Source organism: Roseovarius sp. TE539, from assembly GCF_003298505.1.
Lineage (GTDB): Bacteria > Pseudomonadota > Alphaproteobacteria > Rhodobacterales > Rhodobacteraceae > Roseovarius.
In genome coordinates, this window is record NZ_QNGB01000008.1 from 21,070 (window position 1) to 38,293 (window position 17,224).

21 protein-coding genes are annotated in these 17,224 nt (G+C 61.8%); 5 read left to right on the plus strand and 16 right to left on the minus strand.

All coding sequences use genetic code 11. The features are described from left to right. Positions 1-23: 23 nt before the first annotated feature. From mltG to fabD, 6 genes are all read right to left on the minus strand, one after another. Positions 24-1,196, minus strand: coding sequence for an endolytic transglycosylase MltG (gene mltG / locus DQW77_RS07400; protein WP_113257573.1), 1,173 nt, complete (start codon positions 1,194-1,196; stop codon positions 24-26). Beyond that, positions 1,196-2,455, minus strand: a complete 1,260-nt coding sequence (fabF, locus tag DQW77_RS07405; protein WP_113257632.1) for a beta-ketoacyl-ACP synthase II — start codon at positions 2,453-2,455, stop codon at positions 1,196-1,198. Before fabF ends, mltG begins: the two co-directional genes overlap by 1 nt. 109 nt (positions 2,456-2,564) lie before the next feature. Beyond that, positions 2,565-3,308, minus strand: a complete 744-nt coding sequence (locus tag DQW77_RS07410; protein WP_113257574.1) for a HisA/HisF-related TIM barrel protein — start codon at positions 3,306-3,308, stop codon at positions 2,565-2,567. 194 nt (positions 3,309-3,502) lie between these two features. Further along, positions 3,503-3,736, minus strand: a complete 234-nt coding sequence (locus tag DQW77_RS07415; RefSeq protein WP_113257575.1) for an acyl carrier protein — start codon at positions 3,734-3,736, stop codon at positions 3,503-3,505. A gap of 403 nt (positions 3,737-4,139) precedes the next feature. Continuing rightward, entirely contained in the window at positions 4,140-4,877 is a 738-nt protein-coding gene (gene fabG, locus DQW77_RS07420; RefSeq protein WP_113257576.1) for a 3-oxoacyl-[acyl-carrier-protein] reductase, read from the minus strand. A 62-nt stretch (positions 4,878-4,939) separates the two neighbouring features. Then, a complete protein-coding gene (fabD, locus tag DQW77_RS07425) occupies positions 4,940-5,881 on the minus strand; it encodes an ACP S-malonyltransferase (protein WP_113257577.1) in 942 nt (313 codons plus the stop codon). A 178-nt stretch (positions 5,882-6,059) separates the two neighbouring features. On the opposite strand from fabD, the gene DQW77_RS07430 reads away from it, so the two are divergent. Further along, positions 6,060-7,289, plus strand: a complete 1,230-nt coding sequence (locus DQW77_RS07430) for a cytochrome b/b6 domain-containing protein (protein ID WP_113257578.1) — start codon at positions 6,060-6,062, stop codon at positions 7,287-7,289. A 54-nt stretch (positions 7,290-7,343) separates the two neighbouring features. Here DQW77_RS07430 and DQW77_RS07435 read toward each other — a convergent pair whose 3' ends face one another. Both DQW77_RS07435 and DQW77_RS07440 read right to left on the minus strand, forming a co-directional pair. Continuing rightward, on the minus strand, positions 7,344-7,916 hold the full coding sequence (locus DQW77_RS07435; RefSeq protein ID WP_113257633.1) for a YceI family protein: 573 nt from the start codon (positions 7,914-7,916) through the stop codon (positions 7,344-7,346). A 130-nt stretch (positions 7,917-8,046) separates the two neighbouring features. Next, on the minus strand, positions 8,047-8,271 hold the full coding sequence (locus tag DQW77_RS07440) for a hypothetical protein (RefSeq protein WP_113257579.1): 225 nt from the start codon (positions 8,269-8,271) through the stop codon (positions 8,047-8,049). 253 nt (positions 8,272-8,524) lie between these two features. Here DQW77_RS07440 and rpsF point away from each other — a divergent pair, with 253 nt between their 5' ends. Genes rpsF through rplI form a run of 3 tightly spaced genes read left to right on the plus strand, consistent with a single transcriptional unit; the run spans position 8,525 to position 9,770 of the window. Further along, positions 8,525-8,878 carry a 30S ribosomal protein S6 gene (gene rpsF / locus DQW77_RS07445; RefSeq protein ID WP_113257580.1) on the plus strand — a complete coding sequence of 118 codons (354 nt, stop codon included), beginning with the start codon at positions 8,525-8,527 and terminating at the stop codon, positions 8,876-8,878. A 27-nt stretch (positions 8,879-8,905) separates the two neighbouring features. Beyond that, positions 8,906-9,133: a 30S ribosomal protein S18 gene (rpsR, locus tag DQW77_RS07450; RefSeq protein ID WP_008328567.1), complete on the plus strand. Its 228-nt coding sequence runs from the start codon at positions 8,906-8,908 to the stop codon at positions 9,131-9,133. Between the two features lie 10 nt (positions 9,134-9,143). Further along, positions 9,144-9,770: a 50S ribosomal protein L9 gene (gene rplI / locus DQW77_RS07455; protein WP_113257581.1), complete on the plus strand. Its 627-nt coding sequence runs from the start codon at positions 9,144-9,146 to the stop codon at positions 9,768-9,770. Positions 9,771-9,852: 82 nt separating this feature from the next. On the opposite strand, the gene DQW77_RS07460 is transcribed toward rplI, so the two are convergent. Beyond that, positions 9,853-10,113, minus strand: a complete 261-nt coding sequence (locus tag DQW77_RS07460; RefSeq protein WP_113257582.1) for a DUF2312 domain-containing protein — start codon at positions 10,111-10,113, stop codon at positions 9,853-9,855. A 144-nt stretch (positions 10,114-10,257) separates the two neighbouring features. Between DQW77_RS07460 and DQW77_RS07465 the strand changes: the two genes are divergently transcribed. Continuing rightward, positions 10,258-10,473, plus strand: a complete 216-nt coding sequence (locus DQW77_RS07465) for a hypothetical protein (protein ID WP_113257583.1) — start codon at positions 10,258-10,260, stop codon at positions 10,471-10,473. A gap of 7 nt (positions 10,474-10,480) precedes the next feature. Here DQW77_RS07465 and DQW77_RS07470 read toward each other — a convergent pair whose 3' ends face one another. The 7 genes from DQW77_RS07470 to DQW77_RS07500 form a co-directional block, all read right to left on the minus strand. Beyond that, complete coding sequence (locus DQW77_RS07470; protein WP_113257584.1) at positions 10,481-10,690, minus strand: hypothetical protein; 210 nt, start codon at positions 10,688-10,690, stop codon at positions 10,481-10,483. A 43-nt stretch (positions 10,691-10,733) separates the two neighbouring features. Further along, a complete protein-coding gene (locus DQW77_RS07475; protein WP_113257585.1) occupies positions 10,734-11,054 on the minus strand; it encodes a TraR/DksA C4-type zinc finger protein in 321 nt (106 codons plus the stop codon). A 134-nt stretch (positions 11,055-11,188) separates the two neighbouring features. After that, positions 11,189-12,286: a FliM/FliN family flagellar motor switch protein gene (locus DQW77_RS07480; RefSeq protein ID WP_113257586.1), complete on the minus strand. Its 1,098-nt coding sequence runs from the start codon at positions 12,284-12,286 to the stop codon at positions 11,189-11,191. Between the two features lie 90 nt (positions 12,287-12,376). Further along, positions 12,377-15,061, minus strand: coding sequence for an ATP-binding protein (locus DQW77_RS07485; RefSeq protein ID WP_113257587.1), 2,685 nt, complete (start codon positions 15,059-15,061; stop codon positions 12,377-12,379). Continuing rightward, positions 15,061-15,342, minus strand: coding sequence for a hypothetical protein (locus DQW77_RS07490; protein ID WP_113257588.1), 282 nt, complete (start codon positions 15,340-15,342; stop codon positions 15,061-15,063). The genes DQW77_RS07485 and DQW77_RS07490 overlap by 1 nt, the downstream gene beginning before the upstream one ends. Next, on the minus strand, positions 15,339-15,707 hold the full coding sequence (locus tag DQW77_RS07495) for a response regulator transcription factor (protein WP_113257589.1): 369 nt from the start codon (positions 15,705-15,707) through the stop codon (positions 15,339-15,341). The genes DQW77_RS07490 and DQW77_RS07495 overlap by 4 nt, the downstream gene beginning before the upstream one ends. Before the next feature lie 72 nt (positions 15,708-15,779). Continuing rightward, positions 15,780-17,096 carry a helix-turn-helix transcriptional regulator gene (locus DQW77_RS07500; protein WP_113257590.1) on the minus strand — a complete coding sequence of 439 codons (1,317 nt, stop codon included), beginning with the start codon at positions 17,094-17,096 and terminating at the stop codon, positions 15,780-15,782. Positions 17,097-17,224 lie beyond the last annotated feature (128 nt).

Here is a 17,224-nt window from a genome sequence, read left to right on the forward strand (position 1 = left end):
ACATCGTTCTGAACAGGGATCCCCTACTCCGCCTCGCGGTCGCGCTGCGCTTCCAGTTCGCGGAACTTCGCCACGTTGGCATTGTGCCCGGCCAGCGTTTCGGCAAAGGCGTGACCGTCCCGGGGATTGAGGGTCCTGGCCACGAAGAAGATGTAATCGGTCTTTGCCGGGTTCACTGCCGCCTCGATGCTGGCGCGGCCGGGATTGGCGATCGGCGTTGGAGGGAGACCCTGTATGACATAAGTATTCCAAGGGGTTGCGCGCCTCAATTCGCTTTGCAGAAGTCCCCGGCCAAGGGGGCCCTTGCCCTCGGTCACGCCATAGATCACCGTCGGGTCCGTCTGCAGGCGCATTCCTTCTTCCAGGCGGTTCGCGAACACGCTCGCCACCTTGCGCCGCTCTTCGGGCACCCCGGTTTCCTTCTCTATGATCGAGGCCAGGATCAATGCCTCTTCCGGGCTGTCGATCGGCAGGTCATCGGCCCGGCTCTCCCACACTGCAGCCAGTATGAGATTTTGTTTCTCCTGCATTCTCTCTATCAAGCCGGCGCGGTCCGCACCTGCGCGCAACTCGTAACTGCCGGGGGCCAGGCTTCCCTCCGCGGGCACCTCCTGCACCTCGCCGGTCAGCGCATCCACTGCCTTGAGCCCCTCTACGGCCTGCCAGCTTGTCGCACCTTCGGTCAGAACCATCCGATAGCGTGTATCCGATTGCGCCCGAACGGTTTCATACCCTTCCGGCGGTGCCTCCTCAGAGGTGGGATCAAAGGCCAGCTTCTCCTCGTAGCGGCCCGTGGCCGTATCCAGTTCCCGGACCTGAACCTCGATCCGGGCCACCCCGATCCGATAGACGATTTCCGTACCGCAGGTGCTTGCCCCGCCACGGGTAATCAGGTCGGTGATCTCAGCCATACTCGCCGCCGCCGGCAATAGCCAGCTACCGGCCTTCAACTCCGTATCCTTGTTGGTATAGTCGGCACCGATACGGAAAATCGCTGCACTTGTAACCGCCTCTTCGGCCTCGAGCCGGCGGGATATTTCCTGCATCGAGGCGCCCGATTCCACCCTCAGGCAGATCTGTTCCTGCAAGGGGCCTTCGGCATTGTAGGTGTTCTGGCCCCAAAGGATGACCCCTCCAAGCAGAAAGGTCAGAACCACGAGGAATGTCAGCGCGTTGGAGGCAACATGCCGCCACATCAGCGGACCGGCCCCAGACACAGGCAGGCGTTGGTGCCCCCGAAGCCGAAGCTGTTGGACAGGGCCACATCGACCTTGCGCTCGCGGCACGTGTTAGGAACCAGGTCAAGGGGCGTGTCGACCGCCGGGTTGTCAAGGTTGATCGTCGGTGGCACCATCTGGTCGCGCAGCGCCAGGATCGAGAAGATCGCCTCGATCGCGCCGGCCGCGCCCAGAAGATGCCCCGTCGCGGATTTCGTGGAACTCATCGTCGCCGAGGCCGCGGCATCGCCAAGAAGACGTTCGACCGCCTTCAGTTCGATCGTGTCCGCCATGGTCGAGGTCCCGTGGGCATTGATGTAATCCACCTCCGCCGGCGCGATCCCGGCATGCCCGAGCGCCATTTCCATCGCCCGAAGGCCGCCATCGCCGTCTTCGGCAGGGGCCGTGATGTGGTAGGCATCGCCCGACAGGCCATATCCGAGGATTTCGGCATGGATTTTCGCACCACGCGCCTTTGCGTGCTCGTAATCCTCCAGCACGACGATACCCGCACCCTCGCCCATCACGAACCCGTCGCGATCGGTATCATAGGGGCGGCTGGCCGATTTGGGATTGTCCGCATGCTTCGTGGACAGGGCCTTGCAGGCGTTGAACCCGGCGATCCCGATTTCGCAGATCGCCGCCTCGGCACCGCCAGCGACCATCACATCGGCATCGCCGAACATGATGAGCCGCGCGGCATCGCCGATCGCGTGCGCCCCGCTTGCGCAGGCGGTCACCACGGCGTGGTTCGGTCCCTTGAACCCGTAGCGGATTCCGACCTGCCCGCTGATAAGATTGATCAGGGCCCCGGGAATGAAGAACGGTGAGACGCGGCGCGCGCCCTTGTCACGGATGACGAGAGTGGTTTCCTCGATGAGGCGCAGCCCCCCGATACCGGATCCTATCATCACGCCGGTACGCCGCAGGCTTTCCTCATCCTCGGGCATCCAGCCGGCATCCCGCACCGCCTGATCAGCGGCCGCCATCCCATAGAGGATGAAATCATCGACCTTGCGCCGCTCCTTCGCCGACATGTGATCATCGGCATTGAAGGTTCCATCAGTACCGTCACCAAGCGGAACTTCGCAGGCGTATTTCGTGATGACATTGGCGGGATCGAACCGGGTGATCTGCCCGGCACCGGACTGCCCGTCGAGCAGCCGCTTCCAGCTTTCCTCGACCCCGGACGCCAGCGGCGTGACCAGCCCCAGCCCCGTGACAACAACGCGACGCATCATGCTGCCCTTTCTTCTCGTTTCCGGAAGCTCTTAGCGCGCCTCGCCCCCAAGGGGCAAGCCCGCTGCCGTCAGTTCAGGACGGTCGCCCCGCCAAAACACGACAGTTTTACTGGAATTCCGCCGTGGGTTCGGCATCGGGTTGAGCAATGGCAAGTGCCTCTTGCAGATCAATATCCTTGGCCAGCAGGGCGCGCCCTATCAGAGCGCCCGAAATATTGGGTACGTATTTCAGGCGCGCGATGTCATCCTTCACACGCACGGTGCCGCGCGCGATCACCGGATGGCGGGTTTGCGCGGCGATACCCGAGATGACGCCGATGCTGCCTTCCGTATCCTGAATGTCCGCGTCTATGTCGGTCACGATTATACCCGCCAAGGGGGCTGTATCGAACGCCTTTATGTAAGTTTCCGGGGTGAATGCGCTGTGGGTGCGCCACCCCTCTGTCATGACATGCCCCTGAAACACGTCGACGGCAAGCACGATCTGATCCGGGTGCCATTTGGCCATTTCGGCCAGAAAATCGGGATCATGGGCTGCCATGGTACCGATCACGATACGGCCTGCCCCCTTGTCGATCCAGCGTTCCACGCGTTCGCGGGACCGAAAACCGCCGCCAAGCTGCACGGGGATTCCCGCGGCGCGTATGATCTCTGACACGAGTTCATCATTTCCGTCCTCGCCGGCAAGGGCGTTCATGTCGGTAACGTGCATCCACGTCGCCCCGGCCGCCGCGAAGCCGCGCGCCGTTTCCACCGGGTCCACATGCCAGATCACCGGCTCGTCAAGCCGGCCCCGGGTCAGCGACACGCATTTTCCGTCATGCAATTCGAGGGTCGGGTAGACGATCATGGTGCACGCACCTCTTGCTGAAATGACCTCCGCACGGTTTGCGAAGCAAGCTCATGATGTAGTGTAATCCAGCCGCCCGATATCTCCAAATCGGCATCGTGGCGTCTGTTCGCGGCCCTGTAACGGAAAAGGTTCCCGCACCGGGCGCGGGAACCTTTCAGAACGGCCAATCCCGACGGGATGGCGCCTTGTGTTCAGGACGCATCCGAAATGAACTTCACCGCATCGCCGAAGGTCTGGATGTTCTCCGCGGCATCATCGGGAATCTCGATCCCGAACTCCTCCTCGAATGCCATGACCAGCTCGACCGTATCGAGGCTGTCAGCGCCCAGATCGTCGATGAACGAAGCGTTTTCGCCCACCTTGTCCTCTTCCACGCCCAGATGCTCCACAACGATCTTCTTCACGCGGTCTGCGATATCGCTCATGTCGTAATCCTCATTGTCTTACTGGGCACGTTCCGGCCCGTTGTGCCCCCGCCCGAGCCGGGAAGTGGCCTTTTGATTGCCCGGTCGGGCGGTTTTCATTGCCCGCCGAAGACGGATTGCGGGTGCTGATCGCGAGCCCCCGCGCGCAAACTGCGCCGCCTATAGCACATGGCGCGCCTCAGGCAAATGTTTTCACGAAGAGTCGGGCGCTTGCAAGCACGGGCTGGGCCGGCGCCCCGGGAGCCATCAATCGACCGGCTTCACATCCTTGAAATCAATAGGGTTTCCATATTCCCGGAGGCCACTGCCCCGGGTGCTGAAATGCTCGTGGCCCGGGCCGTACGGTCCGGCATGTGCGCCAAGCCTCGCTGGCCCCGGAAGGCACGTGATTCCCCGGATCGTGTCACAGCATTGCCATTCCGCCGTTTACATGCAGCGTGGCTCCGGTGACATATCCTGCCTCGGGGCTGGACAGATAGAGCACAGCCGCCGCGATCTCCTCGGGCGTTCCCATTCGGGCCGCCGGAATCTGGGCGTTGATCTTGTCCTTCTGGTCATCACTCAACTTTTCGGTCATCGCGGTGGCGATGAAGCCCGGCGCCACCGAATTGGCGGTGATGCCGCGGCTTGCCACCTCGTAGGCGATGGACTTGGTCATGCCGACCATCCCCGCCTTGGACGCGGCATAATTGACTTGTCCGGGATTGCCGGTCGTGCCGACGATCGAGCCGATGTTGACGATCCGACCCCAGCGAGCCTTCATCATCGGGCGCATGACGCCACGGCACAGGCGCATCGTGCTCGTCAGGTTCACGTCGATGACGTTCTGCCATTCGTCGTCGGACATCCGCATGAAGATCTGATCACGGGTGATGCCAGCGTTGTTGACCAGGATATCCAAACCGCCCATGGCCTCGATTGCCTGCTTTGGAAGGGCATCGACGGCCTCGGCATCCGCCAGGTCGCACGGCAGGACATGCGTCCGTTCGCCCAGTTCCTCCGCCAGCGCCTGCAACGGCTCCACGCGTGTCCCGCTCAGGCCGACAGTCGCGCCGGCATGGTGCAGAACCCGTGCGATCGCGCCCCCGATGCCGCCGGAGGCACCGGTGATCAGCGCAGATTTTCCCGTCAAATCGAACATTTGAATCCCTTTCCCAGTTTCTGCCGCAATCCAGAACCAACCTTGCAACCGCTCCGATTGGCTCAGGCGGTGACCGTCACCGCGGCGTCCTTGATCTCGTCGGGGGTGCCGACAGCGCGGCAGGCGATCGACCGGTGGATGCGTCGCACCATGCCCGAAAGCGCCTTGCCTGCTCCTATTTCCCAAATCTCGTCAATACCCTGCTGCGCCATGAACAGAACGGACTCGCGCCAACGAACCGATCCTGTGACCTGATCAACCAGAAGCGCCCGGATCGCCGCCGGATCGCTGACTGAGTCCGCAACCACATTGGCCACGACCGGTACGGCTGGCTCCCGGATATCGACCTTGCCCAGGGCCTCGCGCATGGCTTCAGCCGCCGGCTCCATCAACGCGCAGTGGAACGGGGCGCTCACAGGCAGAAGCATCGCGCGCCGGGCACCCCGAGCCTTGGCAATCTCCACAGCGCGCTCCACCGCCGCGCGGTGGCCCGAAACGACTACCTGTGCGGGGTCATTATCATTCGCGGCCTCGCAAATCCCGCCTTGCGCAGCCTCCTGCGCGACGGCGCGGACAGTTTCAAGGTCGAGGCCCAGCACAGCCGCCATCGCACCCTGACCGACTGGCACCGCTTTCTGCATCGCCTGACCGCGCAGCCGCAGCAGCCGCGCCGCGTCAGACACGCTCAGCGCGCCAGCGGCGGCAAGCGCGGAATATTCGCCCAGCGAATGCCCCGCCACGCAGGACGCCGCCTTTATCGTCACGCCTTCCGACCCCAGTGCGCGCATCGCGGCCAGCGACACGGCCATAAGCGCCGGTTGCGCGTTCTGCGTCAGCGTCAGCGTATCCTGATCTCCCTCCCAGATCGCTGTGGACAGACTCTCGCCAAGCGCCTCGTCCACTTCCTGAAAAACTGCCCGGGCTTCGGGGTAGGCGTCCGCGAGATCCTTGCCCATGCCAACGGTCTGCGTCCCCTGCCCCGGAAAAACAAATGCACGGCTCATCGCTCATGCCTCCCTCTCGTTGTCCGCCCCGGATAGCGCGCGAGGCCGGAACAGGCAACGACCTTGATCGTCTTCGCATCATTGCACGGCGCATGTGCGGTGCTGCCTTGTTGTTCTGCCGCTGTCATTGTCTATTTCCCTGACAAAAGTTGATCGATTTTCAGAGCAGGACAGACACATGCCCCTCACCAACACTCCGAAGGCCTATGGCGCGGTGACCAAGACATTTCATTGGCTTACCGCCATATTGATCTTCACGGCCGTACCTTTGGGTTTCTTCGCCAACGATCTTGCGCATCAGGTGCGCGACCCGGCAATCAGCACGACCGACGCGACCGTGGCCCGGGCGGCCTTATTGTTTTCCCTGCACAAAACCGTTGGCGTCACCATTTTTTTCGTGGCGCTTGCCCGTATCATCTGGACCCTCGCGCAGCCGAAACCGGCGCTCCTGAACGGCGACCGGCCCGCGGAGGCCCGGCTTGCCGAAACCGTTCATTGGCTGCTTTACGGTTCGCTTGTCGCGGTACCCATGAGCGGATGGATACACCATGCCTCGACCACCGGTTTCGCCCCGATCTGGTGGCCGTTCGGACAAACCCTGCCCTTCGTGCCTCGTGATGCGACGGTGGCTGAAATATCGGCCACTGTGCATTACGTCCTGCAATGGGTTCTGATCGGCTCTGTAGGTCTGCACGTCGCGGGCGCCCTGAAACACCATGTTCTCGACGGCGATGCGACCCTGCGCCGGATGCTGCCGGGGCACCATCCCGCGGAGCCGACCCGCGATCAGCCCGGACATGCCTTGCCGATTATCGCCGCGTTGGCCGTCTGGACCGCCGCTCTTGGCGGGGCCGCGTCTCTGGGGTGGTTCGCGCAGGACGGTTCGGCACCGGGCACCGCCGCCCTGCAACAGGTCGAGAGCGACTGGCAGGTCGAGACCGGCTCGCTTGAAATCACTGTCACGCAGATGGGTTCGGAGATTACCGGCAGTTTCGCGGACTGGACGGCAGATATCACGTATTCCCGACAGCCGGATCCTGACGGGAAGCACGGTTCGGTGGATGTCACGATCGCCATCGGGTCGTTGTCGCTCGGTTCGGTCACCGATCAGGCAATGGGAAAGGATTTCTTCAATGCAGAGGAATATCCCACCGCGCAATTCGAGGCTGATATTCTGAACGCCGGTGAGGGCAAGATCGCACGCGGCACCCTCACGATCCGCGGACAGACGGTACCGGTGGAAATGCCCTTCACACTCACAATTGACGGTCAGACGGCCGATGCCCGTGGCGGTTTGACAGTGGACCGGCGCAGTTTCCAGATCGGCGAGGGGGTTTCCGATCCGGGATCGCTGGCGTTCGAGGTGGTTATCGCATTCGACCTGACCGCCACCCGGTCCGAAAAATGAAAAAGGCCGCCGGCAGTGTCTACCGGCGGCCAGCGCAATTCGTTTCCGGGGTCTTCACTCGGCCTTTTGGGCTTCGATCGACAGCGTGACCTCGACTTCGTCGCTCACCGCGGGTGCGAATTTGTCAAGGCCGAAATCCGAACGCTTCAGCATGGTCGTCGCGCTGAACCCCGCCCATTCCTTGTTGGCCATCGGATGAGTCCCCGTCTTGTTGAGTTCGGCATCCAGAACCACGGACTTGGTGACACCGTTCACCGTCAAATCCCCCGTGATATTGGCCGTATTGTCCCCGGTCACTTCGATGCCCGTCGAATTGAAAGTGACCATGTCATCTTCACTGGCACCGAAAAAATCGTCCGACATGAAGTGATCGAACCGCTTTTCCCAGCCGGTGTACATCGACATCGTCGGAATCGAGACGGTCACGGAGGAGTCCGCCGGGGCGTCCTGATCGAACATGATCTCGCCTTCGAACCCCGAGAACATGCCCCAGGTCGTCGAGAAGCCCAGATGCGTGTAGGAGAATATCACCTGGCTGTGACTGGGATCGAGAACGTACTTTTCTGGTGCGGCTAGGGCGCCGGTCGCTGCCAGGGTCACCGCGGCAGCAAGAATTGTGCTTTTCATCATGATCTCCGGATAAGTTGAATGAGTTTACGGCCTAGATGATAACGCTCACAACAGCCCGCACAATACCGCAGAACTCAACAAGACTTGTGGCCTCGCGAACACCGGAAGGACCGTGGTCTGTTCGCCTTCATGTCCTGCGCCCGCCAGAGCCCCCCAGCAATACAAGCCCCGCCATTGTCAACAAAAGCGAAAGAAGCATGCCTGCAAGGCTCTTGACGGGGTCATCCGGCATCACGGGAACGATCCACAAAAGGATCGCCGCCAACAATGCCGACACCCCGCCACAGGCCATCGCCAAACCGCGCAAAGGGCAGGCGTTTTCACGTCTTTCCGGTTCCGGCCTGTCGGTCATCGTGGCTGTTCCCTCTGTCGGTCTCGGCCCATGTCCAGATCATGCAGACGGAGGTGGGCGATATTCAGGCGGGGGCGGGGCTGCCGCATGGCACGTATGCAACGCGGAATGTACCTTGCGCGACAAAAGGATCCGTCGTATAGGCGCCTTTCCTTTCGCATGACGTCATGAACCGCGCAGTCTCTCGTGGACGGGTCGCGAAAGGCCAAAATGACCCGCCTTTGAAATGCGCCCGGAAAGAAATGGAGATCGCATGCCGCTTTACGAGCATGTTTTTATCGCGCGCCAGGACCTGTCGAACACGCAGGCCGAGGGGCTCATCGAACACTTTGGCGCCATTCTGTCGGACAATGCCGGCACACTCGTGGACAGCGAGTACTGGGGCGTCAAGACGATGGCCTACAAGATCAACAAGAACCGCAAGGGCCACTATCTCTTCCTGAGGACCGACGCGCCCGCACAGGCCGTACAGGAAATGGAGCGCCTGATGCGCCTTCATGATGACGTGATGCGCGTGATGACCATCAAGGTCGATGCGCATGACGAGGGCCCTTCGGTCCAGATGCAAAAGAAGGAAGAACGCGACACGCGTCGCGAACGTCGTTGATCCAAGCCTGACGAAAGGACACAAACCATGGCCGCAAAACCGTTTTTCCGCCGCCGCAAGGTCTGCCCCTTCTCCGGCGACAATGCACCCAAGATCGACTACAAGGACACCAAGCTGCTGCAGCGCTACATTTCCGAACGCGGAAAAATCGTGCCGTCCCGCATCACCGCCGTGTCCGCCAAGAAGCAGCGGGAGCTGGCCCGGGCAATCAAGCGCGCCCGTTTCCTCGCCCTTCTGCCATATGCCGTGAAGTAAGGAGAGACCGATGCAAGTTATCCTTCTGGAACGCGTGGCGAAACTTGGCCAGATGGGCGAAGTCGTCGACGTAAAGCCGGGCTTCGCACGCAACTACCTTTTGCCCCAGGGCAAGGCGCTGTCGGCCTCGGACCGCAATATCGCCGATTTCGAGGCCCGCAAGGCCCAGCTTGAGGCCCGCAACCTTGAAACCCGCAAGGAAGCCGAGAAACTGGCCGAATCGCTGGACGGCAGAAAATTCGTCCTGATCCGGCAGGCCGCCGACTCCGGAGCTCTTTACGGGTCCGTATCGACCCGGGACGCTGCCGAAGCCGCAACCGAGGACGGATTTTCACTCGACCGCAAGCAGGTGGCCCTGTCGAAACCGATCAAGGAACTGGGCCTGCATGACGTCACCGTCACGCTGCACCCCGAGGTCGAGGCGACGATGACGCTCAACGTGGCCCGCAGCCCCGAAGAGGCCCAGCTTCAGGCATCCGGCAAATCCATCCAGGAACTCGCCGCCGAGGAAGAGGCGGCCGCCGATTACGAGATCGCCGAGCTTTTCGACGATATCGGGTCGGCCGCGTCCGACGACGACGAGTTGGCCGAAGTGGTTGAGGAAGTCCTGCCCGAGGAAGACGACAGCGACAGCTGAAACCGCAGGACTGGAAACGTGAAAGGCCGCGCGGGAAAACGCGCGGCCTTCCTGGTTTCGTCTTTGGGGAACGCATGTCGCGTCACGCCATTCCAAGGGCTTCCTTGTACATCTCCAGCACCGCCTCTTCCTCTGCGATGTCGTCCTTGTCCCGTTTGCGAAGCGCGACGACCTTGCGCATGACCTTGGTGTCGTAGCCACGCGCCTTTGCCTCGGCCATGACCTCCTTCTGTTGGTCGGCCAGTTCCTTCTTTTCGGCCTCAAGCCGTTCGAAACGCTCAATGAACTGGCGAAGCTCGTCGGCGGTAACCCGGTAGTTGTCTGCCGTGTCGGTGTCGCTCATCTTGTACTCTCCGCATCAATCGGGGCCTGACTAGCCCCCGGCGCGTGGACCCGCAAGCCCCGTTCCAACCCATGCCGTGCTTGCGATCAGCCGACACATGTTCTAGGCGACGTCAGCAGGACGGGCGACGAAGCGGAGAAGACGATGGAAATCCTGATCTGGATGGGGGCGAGCGTTTCGCTTGCCGGGTTGGCCGGGCTCGTCTGGTGCATCGTAAAGGTGTGGAAGGCCCGAAAGGCCGGGCTCGCGGATTCAGACCTGCGCGCGGTTCTCCGGAACGTCGTGCCGGTGAACTCCGCCGCTCTTTTCCTGTCCGTGATCGGATTGATGATGGTCGTGATCGGGATCCTGTTACAGTAAAAGTGTCTCAGACCGGCATGTTGTCGAACTGCGCCTCGATCGCCTCGCCAAGGAGGGTTTCGTTCAGATCCCGCAATTCCGGCGGCACCGGTGCCGAGGCCGCCTCAAGTTCATGAATCAGCCTTTCGAGCTCTGGCTGCAAGCCATGGCGCGTACCCGGTTCAGCTGCGTTGATGCGCGCGGTCAGTTCGCTTATGCGCTTTTGTTGGTCAGTCATCGTTTCCTCCCGTGATCATTCCCTGGCAGAGACGGATGTGGGGTCAGACTGCGGCTGCGCAAGTCCGGCACAGGGGTGTCTCGGGCAGCACCTTCAGCCGCTCGACCGAGATTTCTTCACCGCAGCGCGTACAGATGCCATATTCCCCGTCACGCATCCGCTGCAGTGCGGCGCGGATTCGCGCGATCTCGTCCTGTCCTTCCTGGCCCAATTGTTCCAGAACCTCGTCCCCCTCGCGTTCGACTGCAAGCTCCTCCCAGTCCTTGGATTTGGGTTCATCCAACTCGGATTCGATCCTGTGCAGGCGTGTGTCCAGCTCGGCCAGCCGCGCAAGAAGGGCTTTTTTGTAAGGTTCATGTTCCATCAGGTCATTCTCCCAATATGCAGGAATGATGACAGCCCCGAGACCGCAATGCTTTGATCGGAATCAAGTCCGGCAATGTCTTGCGGATAATGAACTGCCGGGTATTACCGCAAGCAGGTTCGGGCAGCAAGTGATCAGGCATCCTGTTGCAGTTTCGCCGGCTGTTCAACACCGGTGCGCCCCGGGCCATCTTCCGCATCGTCAGCCGGACGCTCACCATTGCGCGGCGGCGGCACAGGTTCTTTCACGGGTGCCGGCTGCCCGTGCACACCCGCCGCGGATGAAATGGCCCCGCCCGGGCTGAGTGCATCCGCCCGGTCCGGTTTATCGGCAAGAGACAAGCTCGAAGCGGGAAAACCCGGCTCGACCCTGCCGTCACCAAGGAGGCGGATCGCGCGCATGCCGTTCAGCCGCCCCAGTCGCGCCTTGGCAACAAGATGTTTCTGGGTACTTTCCAGGCGCAATTCCATGCGTTCGGCGGACAGCGGCACCAGATCGCCGACAGCAAGGCGGCAAACGCGCTGAAGCGGCATGCGCACCCGGTCCAGGACGGAGTCCAGCCGCGCGGGCGCAAGCAGCACGGTTTCCGCAAGGGCCGCCCCTTCGGCTGCGGGATCAGGCTCCCGCGCTTCCTGCGAACTGTCCCATCCGATTGGCAGAACAATCTCGAGCGTGCCCGTCTTGGCCCCGTCCGCGATATCGACCTGAAATGATGTTTGATGGAATTCGGGCGCTTCCAGGGCCAGGCACAAGGTGCGCGCATCCTCGATCATCACCCCGAAACGATAGCGTGCGGGCAACGCATCTCGGCATTCGGCCATCTGCCGCTCGTAGCGTTCCAGCATGCCGTCGATCAGCGGCGCGACAATCGCGGCGTCCGTTCTGGTCAGCGGCCGATCCCGGGCCTGCCGCCGCGTGACACTGCCGATTGTCTGGACCTCGATCAGGGCGTTGACGAGCTGCATGTCCAGCCAGGCGGCACCGCGGCGCCCCTCCTCCCCTTCCAGAAGAACAAAGAGGCCACCGGACCCGAAGCGGCTTTCCAGATCGGCAAGAGCGGAGCTGGTTTCACGGATTTCGCCTGTTTCCAATGCGAGTTCCCATATCGCCATGGCGGTGCGGGAAAGCGCCCGGCGCAAAGCCTTCGCCGGCGACATGTCACGCGCGCGCTGTTCGTCCCTGGTTGCGCGCGCCTTTTGTCTGAGCACAGAGTTGGATTGGTCCGATGACATTCTGCCTGACGCTCCGGGTACTTTAAAACCTGTCTCGGCAAACAGACTATCGGCACGGGGTTACCAGACCGTTGATATCATCCCACCAGATCACTGTGCGGCCAGGCGCGCCTCAAGCGGAAGCGATACGCGAAAAGCCGCGCCGCCCTGTCCCGGAAGGTATGTTATCGTGCCACCAAGCCGCGCCATGATCTCGCGGCAGATCGCGAGGCCAAGCCCGGCCCCCGACGCCTTCAGATCACCGACCCGGGAGAATTTTTCAAAGATCACATCCTGATGGTCCATCGCGATGCCGCTTCCGTTGTCGATGAAATCGACGATCAATATGCCATTGTCATTCTTCGCGGAGATCGAAAGTTCGGGCTCCTGCGCGTCACAGTATTTCCGCGCGTTGGTGATCAGGTTGATGAAGACCTGCGCGAGACGATCCAGATCTGTGTGAAGATGTATGTCCTCGGTGGATCTGTCGCGGTGAATCCTGAGCGCCTCGGTCGTGCCGCCAGTCGCGGCCACGGCGCGGTCCAGCATCGCCGAAAGACTGCCATGCTGATTGTTGAGTGTCACCTGGCCGCTTTCCAGGACGCTGAGCATCAGAAGATCGTCGAGCAGGCGGGTAAGGCGAACGGTCTCGTCATGGATGATCGAAGCATACTTGGCCTGGTCGGACGCGCTCAGTTCCTCGGTGTCGCGAAGGATTTCCGAAAATGCCCTGATCGAGGTCATCGGGGTGCGCAATTCATGACTGACCTGGCTGAGAAAAGCATCCTTCTGAACCGAAAGCTGGGTCAGCTTCTGGTTCGCTTCGCGCAGTTGCCGTGCGGTACGCGCCTGTTCCTCGGACTTGGCCTCGAGCCGATTGGAATATTCCATGATCTGGGCAGTTTCATCGGCCACCGCCATCAGATCCTCGACCGAAACCGTGGCGCCGCCCATGATCTGTGAAACCATCGCGTGGGCTGTGGCCGCGCCAACGGATCCGGAAAGTTCGCGCTCGAGGTCCTGAAGGAAGTCCGGAGACGGTTCGGGCAGGTAACCGCCGATACCTTGCCTCCGGGCCGCTGCCGAGAAGAAGGCCTGCGCATCCCTTGCCCCGATGATCCGTTGCGACATAATCAGCAGGTCCTCGCTCTGTGCGAGGCCCCCGGTCCAGCTTCCCCGCGTCCCCGAATGCTGAAACACGTTGACGAACTGCGCCCCTTGCAGACGCTCGATCGGGCGCGGGAAGCTCAACAGTGATACTATTATGAATGCCGCAGTGTTGAGCAGCATGCTCCACATCACGGCATGAACAACCCCGTCCATTCCGGCGGCCCCGAAAAGAGCTTGCGGTCGCAACCAGCTGAATCCGAAAAGGCCGTGATCCAGAACAGTCTGTGGCAGAACCACCGAGGGCCCGAACGACGGCAGGAACAGGCAGTAGAGCCAGATCACGAACCCTGCAAGCAACCCCGCCAGAGCCCCGGCTCGGGTCGCGCCGCGCCAGAACAGCCCGCCCATGAGCGCCGGCAGGAACTGCGCCACGCCGGCGAAGGAGACCAGCCCGATCGCGGCCAGCGCCGTGCCTCCGCCAGACACCCGGAAATAGAGATATCCCAGCACGACAACCCCGGCGATGGACAGTCGCCGGGCCCGCAAGGCGACACTGCGCACATCCCCCGAGACCATGGCCGACCCACCGGTCGCATACAGCCAGATCGGCATCACGATATGGTTGGACACCATCGTGGAAAGCGCGATGGCCGCAACGATCACCATGGACGTGGCCGAAGAGAACCCGCCAAGAAACGAAAGGATCGCCAGCCCGTCCTGACCGGCCAGGAGTGGCAGAGTGAGAACGAACATGTCCGGGTTGGCCGCGCTCGGGAGAAGATCAAGCCCGACCGCGGCGATCGGAACAACGAACAGGCTCATCAGCATCACGTATGCCGGAAAGGCCCATGACGCGGTACGCAGGTGGCGCTCGTCCTCGTTTTCCACAACCATGACCTGAAACATGCGCGGCAGGCAGAGAAACGCCGCCGCCGCCAGCATCGTAAGCCCCACCCAGCGGCTGCCCGGCACCCGCCATTCGGCTATCTCGGACGCATCAATGCGCGCCAGCGTCGCCGAGATCCCGTCACTCATCCCCCAGACAACGAAGGCCCCGACCGCCAGCAGCGCGAACAGCTTGACCACCGCCTCGAGCGCAATGGCCATGACGACACCGTGATGACGCTCGTTCGCGTCAAGGTTTCGGGTGCCGAAGAGAATGGTGAAAAGCGTGAGCCCCACCGCCACCAGAAGCGCGGTGGAATCCCGGTCCGGCACAACGGTGGTGGTCAGGTCGTTGCGGGCGAAGGTGGCGACCGAAAGGGTCACGGATTGAAGTTGCAGGGCGATATAAGGGGTCGTTCCGATCACCGCCAGAAGCGTGACAAAGACGGCCAGGAGGTTGGACTTTCCATAGCGCGAAGAAATCATGTCGGCGATGGAGGTGATACGCTGGCTGCGCCCGATCCGCACCATCTTGCGAAGGGTCCACCACCAACCGATCATCACCAGCGTCGGCCCCAGGTAGATCGTCAGATATTCAAGCCCCGAACGCGCGGCAAAGCCGACGGCGCCGTAGAACGTCCAGGCCGTGCAATATATCGACAGTGAAAGCGTGTAGACAATCGGCGAGCGAAGCCACGTTATGCGCCCTGCGCGCGCCGCACGGTCCGCCGCGAACGCGACCGCAAAAAGCAGCGCAACGTATAGGATGCAGACCACGACAAGAAGATTGAGTGTCGCCATCAGGGTCGCTCCGGCGGGTCGCCCTGATGCGTGTCATCGTCCTGGTCGTCGTCCAGGTGGCGCGATATGACAGCCGAAAGCCCGGCCAGCCCCGCCCACACCACGAAAAGGTAAAGCATTACGCTGCTGGTGCGGGTCGGTGCCTCGGGCGTACCCTGCCAGAGCAACGGAACCGAGAACAGTATCGCGCCCAGGAACGGCAACAAGCGTGCCGCGTCCTTGAGGCGCCTGCGCCGGTATGTCCGGCGCTGAAGAAAGACGGGCCCGGCCTCGCCGCTCATGGCCCGGCCAGCGCCCTTACTGCATGAAGCACGTCCGCGTTGGAGAACGGCTTGGTCATGTATCGGCTGACCCCGGCGCGCTCGGCCATCTCGCGATCCTTGACCTGACCACGCGCCGTGAGCATGAGAACCGAAATCTCCCCATAATCGGGATCGGCACGGATCTGTTCGAGGATCTCGTACCCGCTCTTGCCCGGCAGCATGACGTCGAGAATTATGAGGTCCGGATCGTGTTCACGGACCGCCCGGATCGCGTCATGACCGTTGGAATGAGTTTTCACCTGCCACCCGTCACGGGCAAGAATGAAACTTATTGCCTCGATGATGTTCGGCTCGTCTTCGATAAGAAGAACAGTGTTTCCCATTCAATCGGCCTCCCCTCCGATCAAATGCGCGGGCTGTGCGCCGGACCACTATCGTCAAAGGCACGCTGACTGTCAAAACCCGTCCTGCGTGATCGAAGGCTCGCGTCTTGCCGCGCAATCGCCCCGCGGGCAGATACGGCAACTTGTCCCGACTTCCTCCGGTTCTTGGGCCATGTCGTGGCCCTGACGATCCGGCATGAGAAGCATGTAACTTCTCAGGATCGGGGCAGAATTGTATCGAGCCGCGGCCACGGGTTCGGCCACCGCCACGGCGGTGACCGGTTCCACCGCCCTGCCGGCCTGCCTGATGCGCAGGCAGAACGGAATCTGCGGTTGTGCCAGCGCGCGGAAAAGGGGCCACGCGGGGCACGCACCGGCCATGCGTGACACCGCAAAGTCATCGAAGGGCTTGTGCATGATGAGGGTTCCGGAGGCATCACAGACCAGAAGGCCGGTGGGCCCCGCGGCCTCGGACGGCAGCATCGCAAGGCGCCGCAACATGCAAGGAAGATCCACGCCGAAATGCATGGCCAGTTCCGCCGGGTCGACACCACTGACCGCGATTGCAGAAATCAGTGGCTTCAGGGGCACCCTGCCGGCATCCGCCTGGTACCGGTTGAGAATGTCATGCGCTATCTTGAGCGCCGGTGCGGATTTCAGCAACCTGTCTTTCGCCAGGAGCTGGTCCACCCTTTCTTCATCCTTGCCATCCGGTGCCTCCAGCGATGGAAAGTGGTAGCCGTGCGCGTCCAGGAAGGCGTCCACTTCATCCTGCGGAGACTTTATGTCGGCCTCGGTGCCGGGGGCGGCATCAAGGTAACGCACGAGGGATTCTGCACCTTCCGCCAGCCGCTGACTGTCCTCGTTGATATTGCGGTGGAACCGCGCCTGCCACTCCGCCTCGAGCGACCGCGTGTCGGCGAGGATCGAGGCGGTGGATCGGATCGCGGTCACGACCGACAGAACTTCATGCAGCGACTCGGCCAGATGCGGATCATGCGCCAGACGGTCGGTCAGGGACTCCACGCTGCGCTCGAGTTCCACATTCCGGCGATGAGTGTCGGTCAGCAGCTGCGCCCATCCCGGAAACCGCCCGGCGAATTCCTCGACACTGTCCAGTTCGACACCTCGCGATTCCTGGTCGCCAGCCGCCTCGCGCAACCCCGCGACAAGGGTCGCTTCGGCGCCCTCCGAGATCACCGACGGATCGACATCAAGCACTCCGGCGATGCGGAGCAGAAGCTTGCCGCCGATTCGGCGCCTGTTATGCTCGATCAGATTGAGATACGAGGCCGAAATCCCGACCTCCCGCGCAAGATCGGTCTGCCTCATGCCGGCAAGCTGACGCCGATCCCGGATCCGGCTCCCTGCGATTGAACTCCCGGTCATGAAATTTCCTCTGGGATTCAAGAGGCTTCCGCCACGTCATGGAAAGAATTTTACAAATCCTAACATATCGCTGTTGAGATTTTTACAAAAAAAATCTTCTGCATGAGGTGGTTGTTGAGAATTTTTCT